We start from the raw sequence: 17,981 nt of genomic DNA on the forward strand, positions 1-17,981 counted from the left end.
CGATCACATGGCTTCAAAAGCCCCCAAACAGAATATCGACGAGTCAAAGCTGACTGTCACCAAACCCAAGTCCAAGGCCGTCGGCATCCCCGCCGTCGTGAACTCGTTGAAGATCTCCCTACAGCAGATGGGTCCGCTGCGCAGTGTCCAAACGCTGCTGGCAGTCAACCAGGTCGACGGGTTCGACTGCATGGGCTGTGCGTGGCCCGAACACGAAAAGCGCAACGCAGCCGAGTTCTGCGAAAATGGCGCGAAGGCAGTGGCCGAGGAGGGCACCCGCCGCCGCGTCACCCCCGAGTTCTTCGCCAAACACTCCATCGAGGACCTGAAAACGCGGGACGACTACTGGCTGGGTCAGCAGGGCCGGCTGACCCACCCGATGCTTTTGGCCGAGGGAGCCACGCACTACACACCCATCGAATGGGACGCAGCCTATGAGCTGATTGCCCAGGAGATGAAAGAAATGGACCATCCCGGCCAGGCAGTTTTTTACACTTCCGGGCGGACCTCGAATGAAGCCGCTTTCCTCTACCAGCTCCTCGTGCGGGGACTGGGCACGAATAATCTCCCCGATTGCTCCAACATGTGCCACGAGTCCACGGGTTCAGCCCTCGTCGAAACCATCGGCATCGGCAAGGGCTCGGTCAGCCTCGTCGACCTGGAGACAGCCTCGCTGATCTTCGTTGCCGGGCAGAATCCAGGTACTAACCACCCGCGCATGCTCAGCGCCCTGGAAAAAGCGAAGAAGAACGGCGCCGTCATCATCTCCGTCAACCCACTTCCCGAGGCCGGGCTCCTCCGGTTCGAGAATCCACAGACGATCTCCGGAACGCTCGTGGGCACGCAACTGACCGATGACTTCCTGCAGATCCGGGCCGGCGGGGATCAGGCCCTCTTTCAGGGGCTTGGCAAATACCTCCTCGAGGCGGAGGCGCAGGGGAGGCAGACCCCGGGACTGACTACGGTCCTGGACCACGAATTCATCAATAACCACACCGTGGGCATCAACGAATACCTGCTGCACCTCGAAAAGGTCCAGTGGAGTGAAATAGTCGAAGCCACGGGCCTGAGCTTGGAGCAGATCAAGGCCACGGGCGAACGCCTGCTGGCCTCCAATGCCACCATCGTCTGCTGGGCCATGGGCCTAACCCAGCACAAACACTCAGTTCCCACGCTCCGGGACGTCGTCAACGTGCTGCTTCTCCAAGGCAACATCGGTAAGCCCGGAGCAGGAGTATGCCCCGTCCGCGGCCACTCGAACGTCCAGGGCGACCGCACCATGGGCATCTTCGAAAAGATGCCAGAGGCGTTCCACGACAGGCTGGACCAGGAGTTCAAGTTCCTTTCCCCTCGCAAGCACGGCTACGACACCGTTGCGGCGATTCGTGCCATGCGGGACGGCAAAGTCCGCGTCTTCATCGGAATGGGTGGAAACTTCGTCCGGGCGGCCCCGGATTCCGTGGTCACGGAGCGGGCATTGGCCAACACAGACCTGACGGTACAGATCTCCACGAAGCTGAACCATTCCCACGTGTCCACGGGCCGACGCGCGCTGATCCTCCCGACGCTGGGTCGGACCGAAAAGGACGCGCAGCGCACCGGGGACCAGAGGGTGACGGTGGAAGACTCGATGAGCGCCGTCCATGCGTCCCGCGGACGGATTAAGCCGGCCAGCGAGCACCTCCACTCAGAAGTGGCCATAGTGTGCAACCTCGCCCATAAGCTCTTCACCGACAGTGACAACCTCCCACTGCCCAACACGCCTAAAGCTGCCTGGCTCTCGATGAAAGACGACTACTCCCTGGTCCGGAAACACATCGAGGCGGTCATCGACGGCTTCGAAAATTTCGAGGAGCGGATCCGGCACCCTGGCGGCTTTGTCCTCCCCCACCCTCCGCGGGACGCCAGACAGTTCGAGACCGCGTCGGGCAAGGCCCACTTTACCGGCAATGAGCTGGAATTCATCAAAGTACCCGAGGGGCGGCTGGTCCTTCAGACCCTGCGCTCACATGACCAGTACAACACCACCATCTATGGCAAGGATGACCGATACCGCGGTATCCACGGTGGGCGTCGCGTGGTTCTTGTCAACGAGGCTGACATCGCTGAGCTGGGCTTTAGGGACGGTGACATGGTTCATTTGATTTCCGAGTTCCGCGGGACAGAGCGGCGGGCCGACAACTTCCGGATCGTTTCGTACTCGACGCCGAAGGGCTGTGCGGCAGCATACTACCCGGAGACCAACGTGCTCGTGCCGCTCGATTCGGTAGCTGACACCAGCGGTACACCGACATCCAAGTCCGTCATCGTGCGGCTGGAACGGGCCGAAGCGTGAGCGCCGACATGACGACGGCAACAGCGTCCAAGGGTGTGGACGGGCCGCGGGTTGAGCAGGCCGTCCGCGAATATCTACTTGCGATCGGAGAGGACCCGGACAGGCCAGGGCTCGTGGATACGCCCGCGCGGGTAGCCCGGGCGGCTGCGGAGATATTTGGCGGGCTTCATGAGGACCCCCTGGCCGTGCTGGATAAGACCTTTGACCTTGGGCACGGAGAAATGGTCATCGTCAAGGACATCCCCTTCTACTCCACCTGCGAGCACCACCTGGTGCCGTTCCACGGCGTAGCCCACGTTGGCTACATCCCATCGGCTGAGGGTATCGTCACGGGACTGAGCAAGCTGGCCCGGCTCGTCGATGTCTTTGCACGCAGGCCCCAGGTCCAGGAACGGTTGACAACCCAGGTCGTTGATGCGCTGGTCAGTTCGCTGCGGCCCCTGGGGGCCATTGTGGTAGTTGAGTGCGAGCACCTCTGCATGTCGATGCGCGGTGTCCGCAAGCCCGGGGCCAAGACCATCACTTCAGCCGTCCGCGGGGAGCTCCGTCTGCCGGCGGCCCGGGCTGAGGCGCTCAGCCTGATACAGGGACGCTAAGAAATCTCTGGACACACACCCGGTCCTGCAATAAGATGTAACTGATATATCTTTACTGGTGATTAAATATTTCACCTGCCTTGGACGCACCCCCGGCCAAACTGCCGGTACGCACCCACGAAGTGCAAATCGTCGACGGCAACATCATGATCATCGAATCGGACGCGGCCCCCGACCTTCCGCCCATCTGACTCCCGAGGGCCACATTTAACCGCAGGCCCATGCCTCACCGAGCAAAGGACCCGCTCATGGCTTTTAATAGTGACCTAAAATCCCACACACCCGAGGAGTTGCCTGCTGACAATGGGGTGGCAGAGGCTCCGCGTAACGAAGAACCTGGAAGTGGGGAGAAGAGTAATGCAGTCATTAGTGTCTCCGGCGAAGTAGACAGAACCCCCGCTGTCCTCGATCCGGAGGAAGGAGACGCACCGCCCTTGCCGGACGTCGAGTACGAGCAAATCCTCGAAGAGCTGCATCATGCCAAGACTGAGCAAGCAGTTGCGGATCGCCGGAACCATAAGCTCATTCTCGATAAGATCACGTTCGGGATCACAGGCGTCATCGCCATTGCCTTTGTTATCTGGGGCTTCGTGGGACGCGACAGTCTGTCCGACACTTCCACGGGTGCCCTGAACTGGGTCATGGAATACACCGGCTGGCTCTTCATGCTCCTGGCCTCGCTCTTCGTGGTCTTTGTCCTGTGGCTGGCCCTAGGCAAGTTCGGCAACATCCCGCTAGGCAAAGACGGGGAAAAACCCGAATTCCGTACCGTCTCCTGGGTCGCGATGATGTTCGCCGCCGGCATGGGCATCGGGCTGATGTTCTACGGCGTGGCCGAACCGCTCTACCACTACATCTCTCCCCCGCCCGGCACCGTGGATGGACGGACCCCCGAAGCCATCCAGACCGCCATGGCCACCTCGATCTTCCACTGGACCCTGCACCCCTGGGCCATGTACGCGGTGGTCGGCATCGCCATGGCCTACGGCACGTACCGCTTGGGTCGCAGGCAACTCATCTCCGTCGCCTTCACGTCGCTCTTCGGCATCAGGACGGTAGAAGGGCCGGTCGGGAAGTTCATCAACATCCTGGCTATTTTCGCCACCCTGTTTGGTACCGCCGCATCGTTGGGCCTGGGAGCCCTGCAGATTGGCAGCGGCATGACCTCCAACGGTTGGTTCGGCGAAATCGGCACCCCCGTGCTCGTGGTGATCGTCGCCGTCCTGACCTTATCCTTCGTCGCTTCGGCCGTCTCTGGCATCAGCCGCGGCATCCAGTGGCTCTCCAACATCAACATGGTCCTGGCCGTCGTCCTGGCACTAATCGTCTTCATCGCGGGCCCCACCCTGTTCATCCTCAACTTGATCCCTTCCGCGGTCGGCGCCTATGCCCGCGACCTGGCCGAGATGTCGTCCCGGACCGAAGCGGTCGGCGACGAGTCACTGCGAAGCTGGATGACCAGCTGGACAATCTTCTACTGGGCCTGGTGGATCTCCTGGACGCCGTTCGTGGGCCTCTTCATCGCCCGCATCAGCCGCGGTCGCACCATCCGCCAGTTCGTCACCGGCGTGCTACTGGTGCCCAGCGTCGTCAGCGTGATCTGGTTTGCCGTCTTCGGCGGAGCCGCCTTCCACGTCCAGCAGGAAGCCGACAAGGCCAACACCTCCGGCCTGGCCACCATGGTCAACGGGACACCGTCCGTCAACTTCGACGGAGCACTCTTTGACCTAGTCAAGAACATGAACATGCCTGGCTGGCTCACCGCAGCCGTTATCGTGCTGGCCATGATTCTAGTTGCGATCTTTTTTATCACTGGCGCCGACGCGGCCTCCATCGTGATGGGATCGCTCAGCTCCAACGGCGCCGAGGACCCTCGCCGCGGAGTTGTCATTTTCTGGGGCTGCCTCACTGGCGCCGTGGCGGCGGTCATGTTGCTGGCCGGCGGCGATGAACCATCGGAAGCCTTGGCCGGCCTGCAACGAATCACCATCGTGGCAGCGCTACCGTTCGTCATCGTCATGCTGTTGCTCTGCTTTGCCCTCACCAAGGACCTGCGTCGAGATCCCCTCTCCTTGCGACGGCGCCTGGCCACATCCGTAGTGGAGCGGGCCATACGCACTGGCGTGGAACAACACGGCGGCGTTCAATTCGACCTCGTAACAAAGCACGACCGCGCCGAAAAGTGCCCCGACTCGGACTGTCTGGGAGGGACTCCCACGGGGAGCATCCCAACCGTCGAGCCCAAGCATCCGGACCCGGACAGTAAATAGCTGCGCACCTTAAGTAGCAACCCCCCTCGGCGGCACGCGGCTTGTTCCGGCCCGTGCCGCCTGGGCACACCCACCTCCAACGCATAGCAAAGGTTATCTACATGTCCCAGCACCACGACCAAGAACAGACTCTCCGGGTTAGCAGCGAAGGGAAGGAGTTCGTGAATATCCAGTGAATATCCAGTTGGAGTCCTCAAGTCCAGTGACTGTTCGGCTGCAGCTGGATGGGGGCTGCAATTTGCCAACACGACAACGGAAACCGCCCCAGCTCGTATGTTGACAGTGACCTCGGTCCTCGCTGACTGCGGCGGCGTCCCGCGCCCTGAATAGGAATCCTTGGTGCCATGGCCATAGTTGCAACAGCCTCTGCCTCTTTTCCGTATTCCGGATGGTGTCCCTGATCGCCCGACTAACCGTTTGGCCACGGTGATGATCCCGAGGCCATGTCCATCGCTGTCACCACATCTACGGAGGGCGGGGCGTTTCGCCGTTGAGATACAGGTCCCCACTGCTACTGGGCCTTTGTCGGCAGGCTATTGAGCCATGCGACCAATTCTTCGTGGGCGATGAGTGGTTTCGAATTGACGTAGCGCCCACTAGTGTCCTGCGCCTGAAATTCGCTTCAGAAGTCGCCCGAGGGATTCGAGGATCTGTTCCGCGGTCTTTGTCCAGGTGAAGGGTATGGGGTTGGTGTTCCATTCGCTGACCCATTTGCGGATGTCCGCTTCGAGGGCCTGGACGCTGCGGTGGTCACTGCGGCGCAGCAGGTCCTCGGTGACGAATCCGAAGAACCGCTCGACCTGGTTGAGCCAGGAGGAGTAGGTCGGGGTGAAATGCATGTGGAAACGCGGGTGATTCTCAAGCCATGTCTTCACGGTCGGGGTCTTGTGGGTCTGGTAGTTGTCGCAGATGAGATGGACGTCCAGGCCCTCGGGGACCTGGGTGTCGATCTTGGCCAGGAACTTCCTGAACTCGGCGGCCCGGTGCCTGCGGTGCAGGCTGGAGATCACTGACCCGTCCGCGGTGTTCAGGGCGGCGAACAGGGTGGTGGTCCCGTGCCGGACATAGTCGTGGGTCCGCTTCTCCGGCATGCCGGGCATCATGGGGAACGCAGGCTGGGACCGGGCCAGCGCCTGGACCTGGGACTTCTCGTCCACACTGAGCACGACCGCCGATTCCGGGGGATTCAGATAGAGACCGACCACGTCGTAGACCTTCTCGACGAACAAGGGATCGTTGGAGAGCTTGAAGCCGTCGGCGCGGTGGGGCTTGAGTTCGAAGGTCCGCCAGATCCGTCCGATCGTGGACTTCGAGAGCCCGGAGCGTTCGGCCATCTTCGCCCTCGACCAGTGCGTGGCGTTCGCCGGCGTGGATTCGAGCGTCGCAACGACCACGTCCTCGACCTGGTCGGCGGTGATCGAGGCCGGCCGTCCGGGCCTGGGATCGTCGACCAGTCCGTCCAGCCGGTGCTCCAGGAACCGGCGCCGCCACTTCGCCACAGTATGCGGCTCGACACCGCACCGGGCTGCGACAGCCACGTTCGTCAGACCCTCGGCGCTGGCCAGCACGATCCTCGACCGTGTCGCCAACGCCTGGGATGAGTTCCGTCTCCGGGCCCACCGCTCCAGCGTCCCGCGTTCTTCAGCCGACAGATCCAGCAAGGCCTTCGGCCGCCCGACATTCGCCATATCCTGATTTTATAATTACGAAGCGAATTTCAGGCGCAGGACACTAGATAGCTGTTTGTGATTTGGCTACATAGCTGTTTGCGATTTGGCGCCGCAGGAGCGTAGTACTGCATCCGACTCGGGCAGCGGCCTCATCCAGACTGTAGGCAATCTTCCGCGTCGTATGACACGGGCAGCAGCTCACAGGCTGGTAGTCCTTCCATTCATTCATGGCGTTCATTCTGGCAAGACCCGCCGGCTCGTCAGGCGGGCACTAGCATCGGCAGAATGACTAATGAACCGATCGTGCCCGTCGTATGGGTCCGGCTACGCCAGGACAAGGCCGACGAGTGGTGGAACGAACCCGAGCGGGACCCCTTCGCCTAGCTTCCCGCACCTCGCCGCACCTCCACGGACCTGTCCGCACGTCGTTCTGATCACTAGCGGACCATCCTCGTGACATGCGGCCAGCCTGCGCACTGAGTTGCGGAAAGAAAGTCACAACTGGCGGGTGAGGGAGCGCTGCGCCGGCTGAAAGTAATCAGTCAGGAATCCAGCCAGCAGGCCCGCCAGGATCAACCCTGTGCCCGGCAACAGCGTGACCGGACCGACGAGCTCACGAATGTCGACCCCAAGAATCGCCAGGACGACATCGAGCGCTTGGTGGCATAGGCGACAGCCAAGGCTGGGCTGATTGCAGTAATGGTACTTCCCCCGCGTCCGGCTCTTCTGCTTGGGGAACTGCATCGCATACTCCTCGGCTGCGCCGAATTCGGCTTCCGCGGCTGTTCCTGTGGCAGCCTCGTGGGCCCGGACTTCGTCCAGGACTTCAGCTATTTCTGGCTCAGGCAGCCCACGCACTCGGAGATTGAAAGTCAGGCGTTCCTCGTAGCTCATGGTTGTTCCCGTCGCGTCGTCTGGATCTCGGTAAGAGTTTCGCTCATTCGCCGCCAGGCTCGAATTCCTGGCGGCCTAGCTCAGTGAGTGTGAACTGCTTTCGGCCCGACCGGTCTGGCCGTGTTGCCATGTGTGCTCGACGAGCCCCTGGTCTTCGAATCGCTTCAGGAGCGGGCAGCGTCCCGCCTTTGATGCGGGTGGAGCCGTGCAGCCGAAGGACCTCCGATCGCGTAGCCGTGACTTTCTCCGTGGCTGAGCACAGCGAGCGATGGATGCATGCGGAAGCGCGCGCCGGTCATTTCCTGGTCGAATTCGATGTCATTCACAGACAGATACTGTCTACCTAGATAGCCAGGCAACCAAGGTCCAACAAGGGGCCAACGGTGGCCACAAAAGCGGCCAGCATTGGCCCTCATCAAGACACCGGGAGTGGTTTGGGAGTGGTTCCAGCCCGCAAACGGCCCTTTCGTGGGCCGGTTGTGGGCGCATTCTGGCTCATCCTGGGGCCGCGGCCCGTCTGGTGCGGCGCAGAAGGCCGGCTGCGCGGACGTGTCGCCACCTTCTGGACCTGCTGGCCCGTCGGCAACGACTCGCGGCCATGGGCTTTCAGAGGTCGTCTTCGGGTCGGGCGGTGAGGATCCGATGGGCGTTAACCTGCAGGATGCGGAGCGACTCCTGGATCAGGGGTGAGGCGATGCTGCCCCTGCGCACCGCGGCGACGATGCGGCGCGTGGGTTTTGCCTTACCGGTGATACGTAGCCGAACCACGTTCTCGGCACTATGCAGGGGCGCCAGCCGTGGCAGCAGGCCGACGCCCAGACCCGCACCCACGAACGCGATATGGGTTTCCCATTCAACGGCCTCATGGGCAATGCGCGGTGTCACCCCGACTGCCGTGAACGCCGCGGTAAAGAGGGAATGGTAGGTGGAACCAGCGGCCTCCGTGATCCACGGTTCCGATGCCAGCTCTTCAAGCGTCGCTGTTTCCCGTGCTGCCAGCGGATGGTCACCGGGAATGATCACGTCCAGTGGATCGTCGAGCAGAACTGTCTGCTCGAAGCGCGGATCGTCCTCAACATAAGTGTCGGACTGCATGGCGACAATAACCGCAAGGTCGATTCGTTCCGCGATCAACAAGTCGAAGCAACGGGCCGGGTTGGCCTCGAGTACCTGTACCTCCAGCAGGGGGCGTGTTGTGCGCAGGGTGGCGGCCAGCGGCGCGAGCAGCTGGGCGGCTGCAGTGGAGAATCCGCCGAGGCCAAAACGGGCCTGCACCTGGTCGCCGGCCTCCATGGCTGCGGCGCGCAGGCTCTCCCATTGTGCAATGAGGGGATCCGAGCCCGCCACGATAAAGCGGCCCGTGGCGGTAAGCCGCACGCCCCGGCCGTCTTTCGTCAGCAGCTGCATTCCAAGCACGCGCTGGAGCTCCCGCAATTGCGCGGAGACGGCAGAGGGAGAATAACCCGTGAGCTCCGCGGTCGCCCCTATGGTGCCGCACCGGGCGAACACGCGAAGTGTGATGAGCCTCGCATCGATCATGCACCTATTGTGCATGGTAATCTTCGCAATCTTGCGCTTTTATTGCAGAAGGTTTGTGACTAATCTCATGGCTACATCGTTTGCGACAACGCCGGTTGCACCTACCAACTCCGTGGTCTCCCCGAATCGCACACTTCCCCAGCCCTCCCGGGAGGAAACCCATGACTGCTTCAGTGAACGTGCCCCTCAACTCACGCGGAAAACTCGCTGCCTCATTGCCTGCCGAGCAGCTGGCAGAAATCACCGAGTTGTTTGAGTTCCGGCGCGCCGGCTTCTCCCTCGATGCCCCCTTCTACACCGACCCGACGATTTTCAACATCGACATGGAGGCCATTTTCGGCCAGCACTGGATCTTTGCCGCCAGCACCGCCGAACTGCCGGAACCGGGCGACTACGTCACCGTCGACTACGGGCCCTACTCCCTGATTGTGCTGCGCAACGACGACGGCGACGTGAACGTCCTGCACAACGTATGCCGCCACCGCGGCGCCCGCGTTCTGACCGAAGCTGCCGGGTCAACCGGAAACCTGGTCTGCGGCTACCACTCCTGGACCTACTCCCCAGAGGGCAATTTGATCCATGCCTCCGCGCCGGGGGAAACGAAGTTCGACAAGAGCTGCTTCGGCCTCAAGCGCGCCCACGGCCGCGAGGTCGCCGGACTCATCTTCGTCTGCATTGCGGATGAACCGCCAACGGACTTCGACGAAACCGCGAAGATCTTTGAGCCCTACCTCGCGCCCCATGATCTCTCGAAGACAAAAATCGCCTACCAGCAGAACATCATCGAAGAGGGCAACTGGAAGCTCGTCATGGAGAACAACCGTGAGTGCTACCACTGCGACGGCCACCCCGAGCTCGCCTGCTCCCTATTCCCCACTTGGGGCCTGACGGAGGGCCTGATCCCGACCCATCTTGAGGAAGTGTGGGACCGGAACAAGGAGGCCCAGTCCTCCCTCGAGGAGCGTTGCCGCCGCTATGGCCTTCCCTACGAGGTGGTCGAGCAGCTTGACACGCGCATCGCGGGAATCCGCATCTCACGGGAATCACTCGATGGAGAGGGTGAATCGTTCTCCGCCGACGGGCGCAGGCTTTCCAAGAAGCTGCTCGGCGACTTGCGCGACTTCCGCCTTGGCCGCTGCTCAATGCACCTGCAGCCCAACAGCTGGTTCCACTTCCTCGGCGACCACGTCATCACGTTCGGTGTTTTCCCCATAAACGAACACCAGAGCCTCGTACGCACCACTTGGCTGGTGGCTGACGACGCCGTGGAAGGCGTCGACTACGACCTGGAGAAGCTCACCTACACCTGGAAGCAGACGAACCTGCAGGACAAGGCGTTCGTGGAGCTGTGCCAGCAGGGTGCCGGCAGTCCCGCCTACGAGCCCGGCCCCTACATGAAGAGCGAATACCAGGTCGAGGCATTCATCAACTGGTACGTGCAGCGCGTGCAGGAGCACTTGGCATGATTGAACTCCTCACTGAAACGGCAATCCACGAACCACAGCGTATTCGCGGTCTTGAGATGCCGTGGAACAGGGTGATGGGAAGCACAGAGACACCTGCCCGGGCAGCCCGTGCATTGGGCCCGTGGCATCCGCAGGAGTTCATGGCCGAATGCGTCGAGACCGTTCCCGAGGCCGGCGCCATGATGACCTTTGTGTTCCGCCGTTGCGACGGTGCGCCCCTGGCGTTCCGTGCGGGCCAGTACGTGAACGTCGCATTCCCCGTGAATGGTGAGGACCAGGAACCGGTGGACCGCAGCTACTCGCTGTCCAGTTCGCCCACCGAGCCGTGGACCTTCAGCATCACCGTCAAGTGTGACCCCACGGGACTGGTCTCGCCATGGGTGCACGAGAAGGTCAAACCCGGCACCGTCCTAGAGATGCTGGGACCGGTGGGAGCATTCCACCTGCCCGACGCCGACCGGCGGGCACGGTACCTCTTGCTGGCCGCCGGCGCAGGCATCACCCCCATCATGTCCATGGTGCGGACCATCCACTCCCTGCCCGGACACGCCGATGTTGTGGTGCTCTACCACGGCTCAGATACTGGAGGCTTTGCCTTCCACCGGGAATTGGCCTATATCGCCTCCGTGGACTCACGCGTCAAGGTTTACTACTCCCTGGGCGACCGCAGTGTACCGGAAGGGTGGGAAGGACTCAGCGGAAGGCTGACGGCGGCGATGCTTGAGGAGGTGGCCCCGGACGCCAACGGCCGCCAGGTGTACGCATGTGGTCCTGAGGGGTACCTGAACACCGCCACCGAGCTCCTAAAGAAGGTTGGTGTCGATGACACTTCCATCTACATGGAGTTCTTCTCGGGAGACCGCCAGACGCTCCTTGAATACCAGGCGGAGCTGGCACTTGCAGCCGACTTCGCGGAGGAGATCGCCGAGGAGATCGCCGAATCCGCCGAGGACTACTTCGAAAGCCAACCCGCCGCGTTCGGCCTCTACGAGCCCGACTACGACGCCGACGGAACCCTGAAGGCCACGGGGCTGCCGCTGGAAACCGTCGACCCGGACGCGCCCTGTCCCGAAGCCCCCGACGGCAGTCCGGACGGGGAGCCGGAAGCCGGGTCCCCCGATGCCTCGAGCTTCGACACGGTCGGAACAGGCAGCCTCACCCTGTCCTTCATGCGCACCGGCATCAATGTGCGCATCGACCCCGCCGAACACATCCTCGAGGCGGCCCAGCGTGCGGGCGTCCGGATCGGCGCGAACTGCAAGGAAGGCATGTGCGGCTCCTGCAAGGTCGTCAAGCTTTCCGGGGAGGTCGAGATGAACCACCAGGGCGGGATCCGGGCACGGGAAATCTCTGCCGGCAAGTTCCTGCCCTGCTGCTCCACCGCGCGGACGGACCTGGTGATCGATGCCTAGCCGCTTCCAGCTGCTCTAGGCCGGACAGCATCAGGGATTGTTTTCACGGCAAGAATACAAGAGCGAGAATGCCACGCGTGGCGTTTCGCCTGCCCCTGTGGATCCGCGGTCTCCCCCGACCCCGTCGTGCCTTCCCGGGATATAAACGCACCACCGGCTCGAGGGCATGTGCGACAAGATGCCGGCCACCAAACCACCCACCCATCACCAAACGCCTTCGTTGCCCCGTAGCGATATGCGCTGCACGTATTAATTGACCCAACTCGCTTCACGAAAACTCACAACAACTACCTCACAGACAGTCTGACCAGCATCACCGTGAAGCTCATGATTCGCCGAGCAAAGGATTCGCTCATGGCTACAAGCAATGACTTAAAACCCTCAACGCCCGAGGAGTTGCCTGCCGAGAAAAGCTTGGCAGCAGCTTTCCCCGCTGCAGAACCCGGAAGTACGCAGAACACTAAAGCAGTCTTCAGTGTCTCCGCGGAAAAAACCATGAACCCCGCAGTCCTCGATCCAGAAGACGGAGGCGCAGAGAGCCTGCCGGATTCAGAAGAATACGAACAGATCCTTGAAGAGCTGCGCCATGCCAAGACCGAGCAGGCCGTTTCGGCACGCCGGAACATCAGACTGAACCTCGACAAAGTCACGTTCGGGATCACAGGCGCCATCGCCGTCGCCTTCGTGATCTGGGGATTCGTTGGCCGGGACAGTCTGTCCACGTCCTCCCAGGGTGCCCTGAGCTGGGTCATGGAGTACACCGGATGGCTCTTCATGCTCCTGGCATCGCTCTTCGTGATCTTCGTCCTGTGGCTGGCCCTGGGCAAGTTCGGCAACATCCCGCTAGGCAAAGACGGCGAAAAGCCCGAATTCCGCACCGTTTCCTGGGTTGCGATGATGTTCGCCGCCGGCATGGGCATCGGGCTGATGTTCTACGGCGTGGCCGAACCGCTCTACCACTACATCTCACCTCCGCCCGGCACAGTGGACGGCCGCACACCTGCAGCCATCCAGACCGCCATGGCCACCTCGATCTTCCACTGGACCCTGCACCCCTGGGCCATGTATGCAGTTGTCGGCATTGCAATGGCCTACGGGACCTACCGCTTGGGTCGCAGGCAACTGATCTCTGTCGCCTTCACGTCGCTTTTCGGCGTCAGGATGGTTGAAGGGCCGGTCGGGAAGTTCATTAACATCCTGGCCATCTTCGCCACTCTTTTCGGAACCGCCGCCTCCCTGGGCTTGGGCGCCCTGCAGATTGGCAGCGGCATGACCTCCAACGGCTGGTTCGGTGAAATCGGCACCCCCGTGCTCGTGGTGATCGTCGCGGTCCTGACCGCCTGTTTCGTGGCTTCGGCCGTCTCTGGCATCAGCCGCGGAATTCAGTGGCTGTCCAACATCAACATGGTCCTGGCCGTCGTCCTTGCACTGATCATCTTCATCGCCGGCCCCACCCTTTTCATCCTGAATCTGATCCCTTCCGCGGTCGGCGACTACGCCCGCGACCTGGCCGAGATGTCATCCCGGACTGAAGCGGTCGGCGACGAGTCACTGCGTAGCTGGATGACCAGCTGGACCATCTTTTACTGGGCCTGGTGGATCTCCTGGACGCCGTTCGTTGGCATGTTCATCGCCCGCATCAGCCGCGGCCGCACCATCCGCCAGTTCGTCACCGGCGTGCTGCTGGTGCCCAGCATCGTTAGCGTGATCTGGTTCGGCATCTTCGGTGGAGCTGCTTTCCATGTCCAGCAGGAGGCCGACAAGGCAAATACACCCGGCCTGGTAACCATGGTCAATGGGTCCCCGTCCGTCAACTTCGATGGTGCACTCTTCGACCTGGTTAAGAACCTTGGCATGCCCGGCTGGCTCACCGCTGCCGTCATCGTGCTGGCCATGGTCCTGGTCGCTATCTTCTTTATCACTGGTGCCGACGCTGCTTCCATCGTGATGGGGTCGCTCAGCTCCAATGGCGCCGAGCACCCCCGCCGCGGTGTGGTCATCTTCTGGGGCTGCCTCACCGGTGCCGTGGCGGCGGTCATGTTGCTGGCTGGTGGCGACGAACCATCGGAAGCCTTGGCGGGCCTGCAACGAATCACCATTGTGGCCGCGCTGCCGTTCGTAGTTGTCATGCTGCTGCTCTGCTTTGCCCTCACCAAGGACCTCCGCCGGGATCCCCTTTCCTTGCGGCGCCGACTGGCCACCTCCGTTGTAGAGCGGGCCATACGCACTGGCGTGGAACAACACGGCGGCGTGCAGTTCGACCTCGTAACAAGGCACGACTGCGCCGACAAATGCTCCGACTCGGACTGTATAGGAGGGACTCCCACGGGGATCATTCCAACCGTTGAGGCCCGCCGTCCGATCGCTGACAAGCAATAGCTGCTCACCTGATGCACCAACCCGCATTGGTGGCACGCGGCTTCGCGGCCCGTGCCACCAAGGTACACCCCCAACTCCTTAAAAAGGTTTCTACATGGCCCCGCTCAACGACCAAAAACATACTCTTCGAGTTAGCAGCAACGGGAAGGAATCGGTGGATATCCAACTGGAGTCATCCAGTCCAGTGACCGTTCGGCTGCAGCTGGATGGTGGCTGCAATTGCCAGCACGACAACGGAAACCGCCCCGGTTCGTACATTGACAGTGATCTTGGCATCCGCTGACGGCGGCTGCAACCAGCGCCCTGAATCAGCCTGAACCATGACCGTTCAGCTAGGTATCCCAGCATTGCGCCCCGTCCTCACCAACTATCAGGGGACCGCTCCGGATCCGCGCCCGCCCGACCTTCCCTCGACACTACTGGACCGCTTTGGCCGCCAAGCAACGGACATGCGGCTGTCGGTCACGGACAAATGTAACCTTCGCTGCACATACTGCATGCCGGCAGAGGGCTTGCAATGGCTGCCGAAACAAGCCGTCATGACGGCAACCGAGATTGAGAGAATCGTCAGCCTCGGCGTCGAGCGTCTGGGTGTCAGGGAACTCCGAATCACCGGCGGAGAACCCCTGGTCCGGCCGGACCTCGTGGATATTATCGCCGCACTGCGGCAGCGCCACCCCCGCCTCCCCATCTCTATGACTACCAACGGCGTCGGGCTGGAGAAGAAGGCGAAGTCGCTCAAAGCGGCGGGGCTAACCAGGGTCAATGTCTCCCTCGACTCCCTGCATGAGGAAATCTTTACGCAGTTGACCCGGCGCCCGTTCCTCGGCCAAGTTCTCGCCGGCGTCGAAGCCGCCCGCGCCGTGGGCCTCGGCCCAGTCAAGATCAATGCAGTGCTGATGCGGGGTATCAATGACCACGGAGCCCCGGGGCTCTTGGCATGGGCATTGGAGCGAAACTTTGAACTGCGCTTCATCGAACAAATGCCGTTGGATGCCCAACGCGGATGGACCGAACGGGAGATGATTACCGCCCTCGAAATCCGCACCCTGCTGTCAGCAGACTTTGTCCTGGATCGGGATCGCCGTCAGCGGGACGGCGCACCAGCCGAACGGTTTGAAGTGCGACAGCGGAACGGTGCTACCGGTGAAGCATCCGGACCTGTTTTGGGAACCGTGGGGATTATCGCGTCCGTCAGCGAACCTTTCTGTGCCGATTGCCGACGAACCCGCATCACCGCTGAGGGAAAGGTCATGAGCTGCCTCTTCTCCCGGGACGAATTCGACCTCTTGGGGCCTTTGCGAACCGGTGCGCATGACGATGAACTGGTGCGGCGCTGGCAGGATGCCATGTGGATGAAACCCCGCGCCCACGGCATGAACCAGACTGGCCTCGGAACAAAAGAGTTTGTGCAGCCAGACCGCAGTATGAGCGCCATCGGAGGCTAAAGAACCATGCTCGTACGATACTTCGCCGCCGCCTGCGCAGCGACCGGCGTTAACGAAGAACACTTCGATCTTCCCGAAGGCACCACCTTGGACGGTCTCCTCGCCGCCATGTTGGCCGTGGAACGCAGCGTCGAGCGGTCAACAGGCACCCATTCCCTGGCCGGGGTCATCCCCCGGTGCAGCTTCCTGCGAAACCAGACCGCGCTACGAGACCGCTCTGCAGCCCTCAAACCGGGAGACGTCATCGACGTACTGCCGCCTTTCGCCGGGGGCTAACTCCTGGGCGACGTGCTCACCTTTGGGGGAAGGCAACTCGGATCACCGCTTGGGTGTGATCCGATACTGGTACACGTGCATATTCGATTTCGAACTATTCGTGCCTGCTGATGACGCTGCAGGACCAGGGCTGCTAAATGTTTCGCGTACACGGCCTCCGGCCTCCTGGGTAGCCGGACTCGTTACCTCCGGAGAACCGGGCTCACGGGCGGGGGTTCGTCCAGCTAGGTGTATTACCCACGGAGGTTGGTGACACGGCTGGCGGGTGGTTGACCCTTGAGTGAGGTGTGGCCTCGGTTGTGATTGTAGTGGTGCAACCAGGCGGGGAAAGCGGCAACACGCTCGGCCTCTGATGCGTAGGGCTTCGCGTAGGCCCATTCGTCGAGCATGGTGCGGTTGAACCGCTCAACCTTTCCGTTGGTCTGGGGGCGATAGGGGCGCGTGCGTTTGTGCTTGATGTCCGCACCGAGAGCCTGGGCGAAGACGCGGGAGCGGTAGCAGGAGCCGTTATCTGTCAAGACCCGGCTCACCGTGATCCCGGCGGCGTTGAAGGCAGCGTTTGCCCGTTCCCAGAAGCCGGCGGCGGTTTCTTTCTTCTCGTCAGAGAGGATCTCGGTGTAGGCAAAGCGGGAGTGGTCATCGACTGCGTTATGCAGGTAAGCGTAGCCGGGCCTGCGGTTGGCGTTTGTGCCGGTCTTGTTCCGGTTCCCCGCGGCCCGGCCGGTCACGCGGTGTCCGCCGCCGTCAGGAATCCGGCCGAGTTTCTTGATGTCCACGTGGACCATGTCCCCGGGGTTCTGGTGCTCGTAGCGGCGGATCACCCTGCCGGTGGCCCGGTCCAGCCACGACAGCCTGGCAAGCCGGTACCGGAGAGGACATTGTGCACGGTGGACGGGTGGATACCGAGCAGGTAACCGATCCTCGCCGGCCCCCAGCGGCGGTTGACCCGCAGCGCGATGATTCGTCGTTCCCGCCGGGCAGGAGTGCGGCGCGGGGACCGGGACGGCCGGCTGGAGAGGTCCTCCATGCCGTCTTCGCCCAGCTCCCGGTAGCGGCTGGCCCAGCGCGCCGCGGTCGGGACGGAGACCTGAAAACGTTCTGCAGCCCGACGTAACGGCCAGCCGTCCTCGACAATGCACTTTGCCAGCTCGATCCGTCCCCTGCGGGCGAGAAAAGCATTAGGGTGGGACATTGAAGACCTCCGTTTGTGGAATTGGACTCTAGACAAGCCCCACTCCACTCGGAGGTCTTCTTCATGTCACCACACCACGCCGATCGTCACTAACGTCTGTGATTAATACAGCTAGGGCACACCCAACCTGACAGCGGAATGTTCGGGGTCTTGACTTCCTTGTAGGACGGCCCTAACTCAACCTCACAGGCGAAGGTTTGGAGGCAGCAGTGGCCGGACAAGTGAATTGGATTGTGTCCGCGAGAAGGATTGGTATCGCCCTTGCCAAGCAGCGATTCTCATGCAGAGGACGGAAAAGGACCCTCGCACCGGAACGGTGTTACCAAGGCCGTCCTCGCCCAATGACTACGGGATCAGCCGCGAGACCGTTTACCAGTACCTGCGCCACGCTTCACCGGTGAGGAAGCCTGCCCTTGTCACGGGGGAGATAAGCTGTGAGGTTTCCTACGTCCCTGGGAGTTGCAATGGAACTATCTTTCCGCCAGATCAAGAAAACCTCTCGGA

11 protein-coding genes and 1 pseudogene are annotated in these 17,981 nt (G+C 61.9%); 8 read left to right on the forward strand and 4 right to left on the reverse strand.

Annotated features, from left to right (window positions below; all coding sequences use genetic code 11):
• Positions 1-7 precede the first annotated feature (7 nt).
• From QFZ69_RS11735 to QFZ69_RS11745, 3 genes are all read left to right on the forward strand, one after another.
• Positions 8-2,335, forward strand: a complete 2,328-nt coding sequence (locus tag QFZ69_RS11735; RefSeq protein WP_306918335.1) for an FdhF/YdeP family oxidoreductase — start codon at positions 8-10, stop codon at positions 2,333-2,335.
• A gap of 8 nt (positions 2,336-2,343) precedes the next feature.
• Positions 2,344-2,931, forward strand: coding sequence for a GTP cyclohydrolase I FolE (gene folE, locus QFZ69_RS11740; protein ID WP_306918337.1), 588 nt, complete (start codon positions 2,344-2,346; stop codon positions 2,929-2,931).
• Positions 2,932-3,179: 248 nt separating this feature from the next.
• The gene (locus QFZ69_RS11745; RefSeq protein WP_306918339.1) at positions 3,180-5,201 is read left to right on the forward strand and encodes a BCCT family transporter; all 2,022 of its coding nucleotides are present in this window, start codon (positions 3,180-3,182) and stop codon (positions 5,199-5,201) included.
• 596 nt (positions 5,202-5,797) lie between these two features.
• Here the strand turns inward: QFZ69_RS11745 and QFZ69_RS11750 are convergent.
• From QFZ69_RS11750 to QFZ69_RS11760, 3 genes are all read right to left on the reverse strand, one after another.
• A complete protein-coding gene (locus QFZ69_RS11750; protein ID WP_306912900.1) occupies positions 5,798-6,889 on the reverse strand; it encodes an IS630 family transposase in 1,092 nt (363 codons plus the stop codon).
• 477 nt (positions 6,890-7,366) lie between these two features.
• Positions 7,367-7,765 (reverse strand): hypothetical protein, encoded by a 399-nt coding sequence (locus tag QFZ69_RS11755; RefSeq protein ID WP_306918341.1) that lies wholly within the window; start codon positions 7,763-7,765, stop codon positions 7,367-7,369.
• A 606-nt stretch (positions 7,766-8,371) separates the two neighbouring features.
• Entirely contained in the window at positions 8,372-9,304 is a 933-nt protein-coding gene (locus QFZ69_RS11760; protein WP_306918343.1) for a LysR family transcriptional regulator, read from the reverse strand.
• 161 nt (positions 9,305-9,465) lie between these two features.
• Between QFZ69_RS11760 and QFZ69_RS11765 the strand changes: the two genes are divergently transcribed.
• The 5 genes from QFZ69_RS11765 to QFZ69_RS11785 all read left to right on the forward strand — a co-directional run bounded on the left by QFZ69_RS11765 (position 9,466) and on the right by QFZ69_RS11785 (position 16,285).
• Positions 9,466-10,770, forward strand: a complete 1,305-nt coding sequence (locus tag QFZ69_RS11765) for an aromatic ring-hydroxylating dioxygenase subunit alpha (protein ID WP_306914839.1) — start codon at positions 9,466-9,468, stop codon at positions 10,768-10,770.
• Positions 10,767-12,182, forward strand: a complete 1,416-nt coding sequence (locus tag QFZ69_RS11770) for a ferredoxin reductase (protein WP_306918345.1) — start codon at positions 10,767-10,769, stop codon at positions 12,180-12,182. The genes QFZ69_RS11765 and QFZ69_RS11770 overlap by 4 nt, the downstream gene beginning before the upstream one ends.
• A 495-nt stretch (positions 12,183-12,677) precedes the next feature.
• Positions 12,678-14,561, forward strand: a complete 1,884-nt coding sequence (locus tag QFZ69_RS11775) for a BCCT family transporter (RefSeq protein WP_306918347.1) — start codon at positions 12,678-12,680, stop codon at positions 14,559-14,561.
• Between the two features lie 320 nt (positions 14,562-14,881).
• The gene (moaA, locus tag QFZ69_RS11780) at positions 14,882-16,009 is read left to right on the forward strand and encodes a GTP 3',8-cyclase MoaA (RefSeq protein WP_306918348.1); all 1,128 of its coding nucleotides are present in this window, start codon (positions 14,882-14,884) and stop codon (positions 16,007-16,009) included.
• A 6-nt stretch (positions 16,010-16,015) separates the two neighbouring features.
• On the forward strand, positions 16,016-16,285 hold the full coding sequence (locus QFZ69_RS11785; RefSeq protein ID WP_306918350.1) for a MoaD/ThiS family protein: 270 nt from the start codon (positions 16,016-16,018) through the stop codon (positions 16,283-16,285).
• Positions 16,286-16,518: 233 nt separating this feature from the next.
• On the opposite strand, the pseudogene QFZ69_RS11790 reads toward QFZ69_RS11785, so the two are convergent.
• Positions 16,519-17,477 (reverse strand): annotated as a pseudogene (locus tag QFZ69_RS11790) (IS481 family transposase).
• Between the last annotated feature and the right edge of the window lie 504 nt (positions 17,478-17,981).

The organism is Arthrobacter sp. V1I7 (assembly GCF_030817015.1).
Lineage (GTDB): Bacteria > Actinomycetota > Actinomycetes > Actinomycetales > Micrococcaceae > Arthrobacter.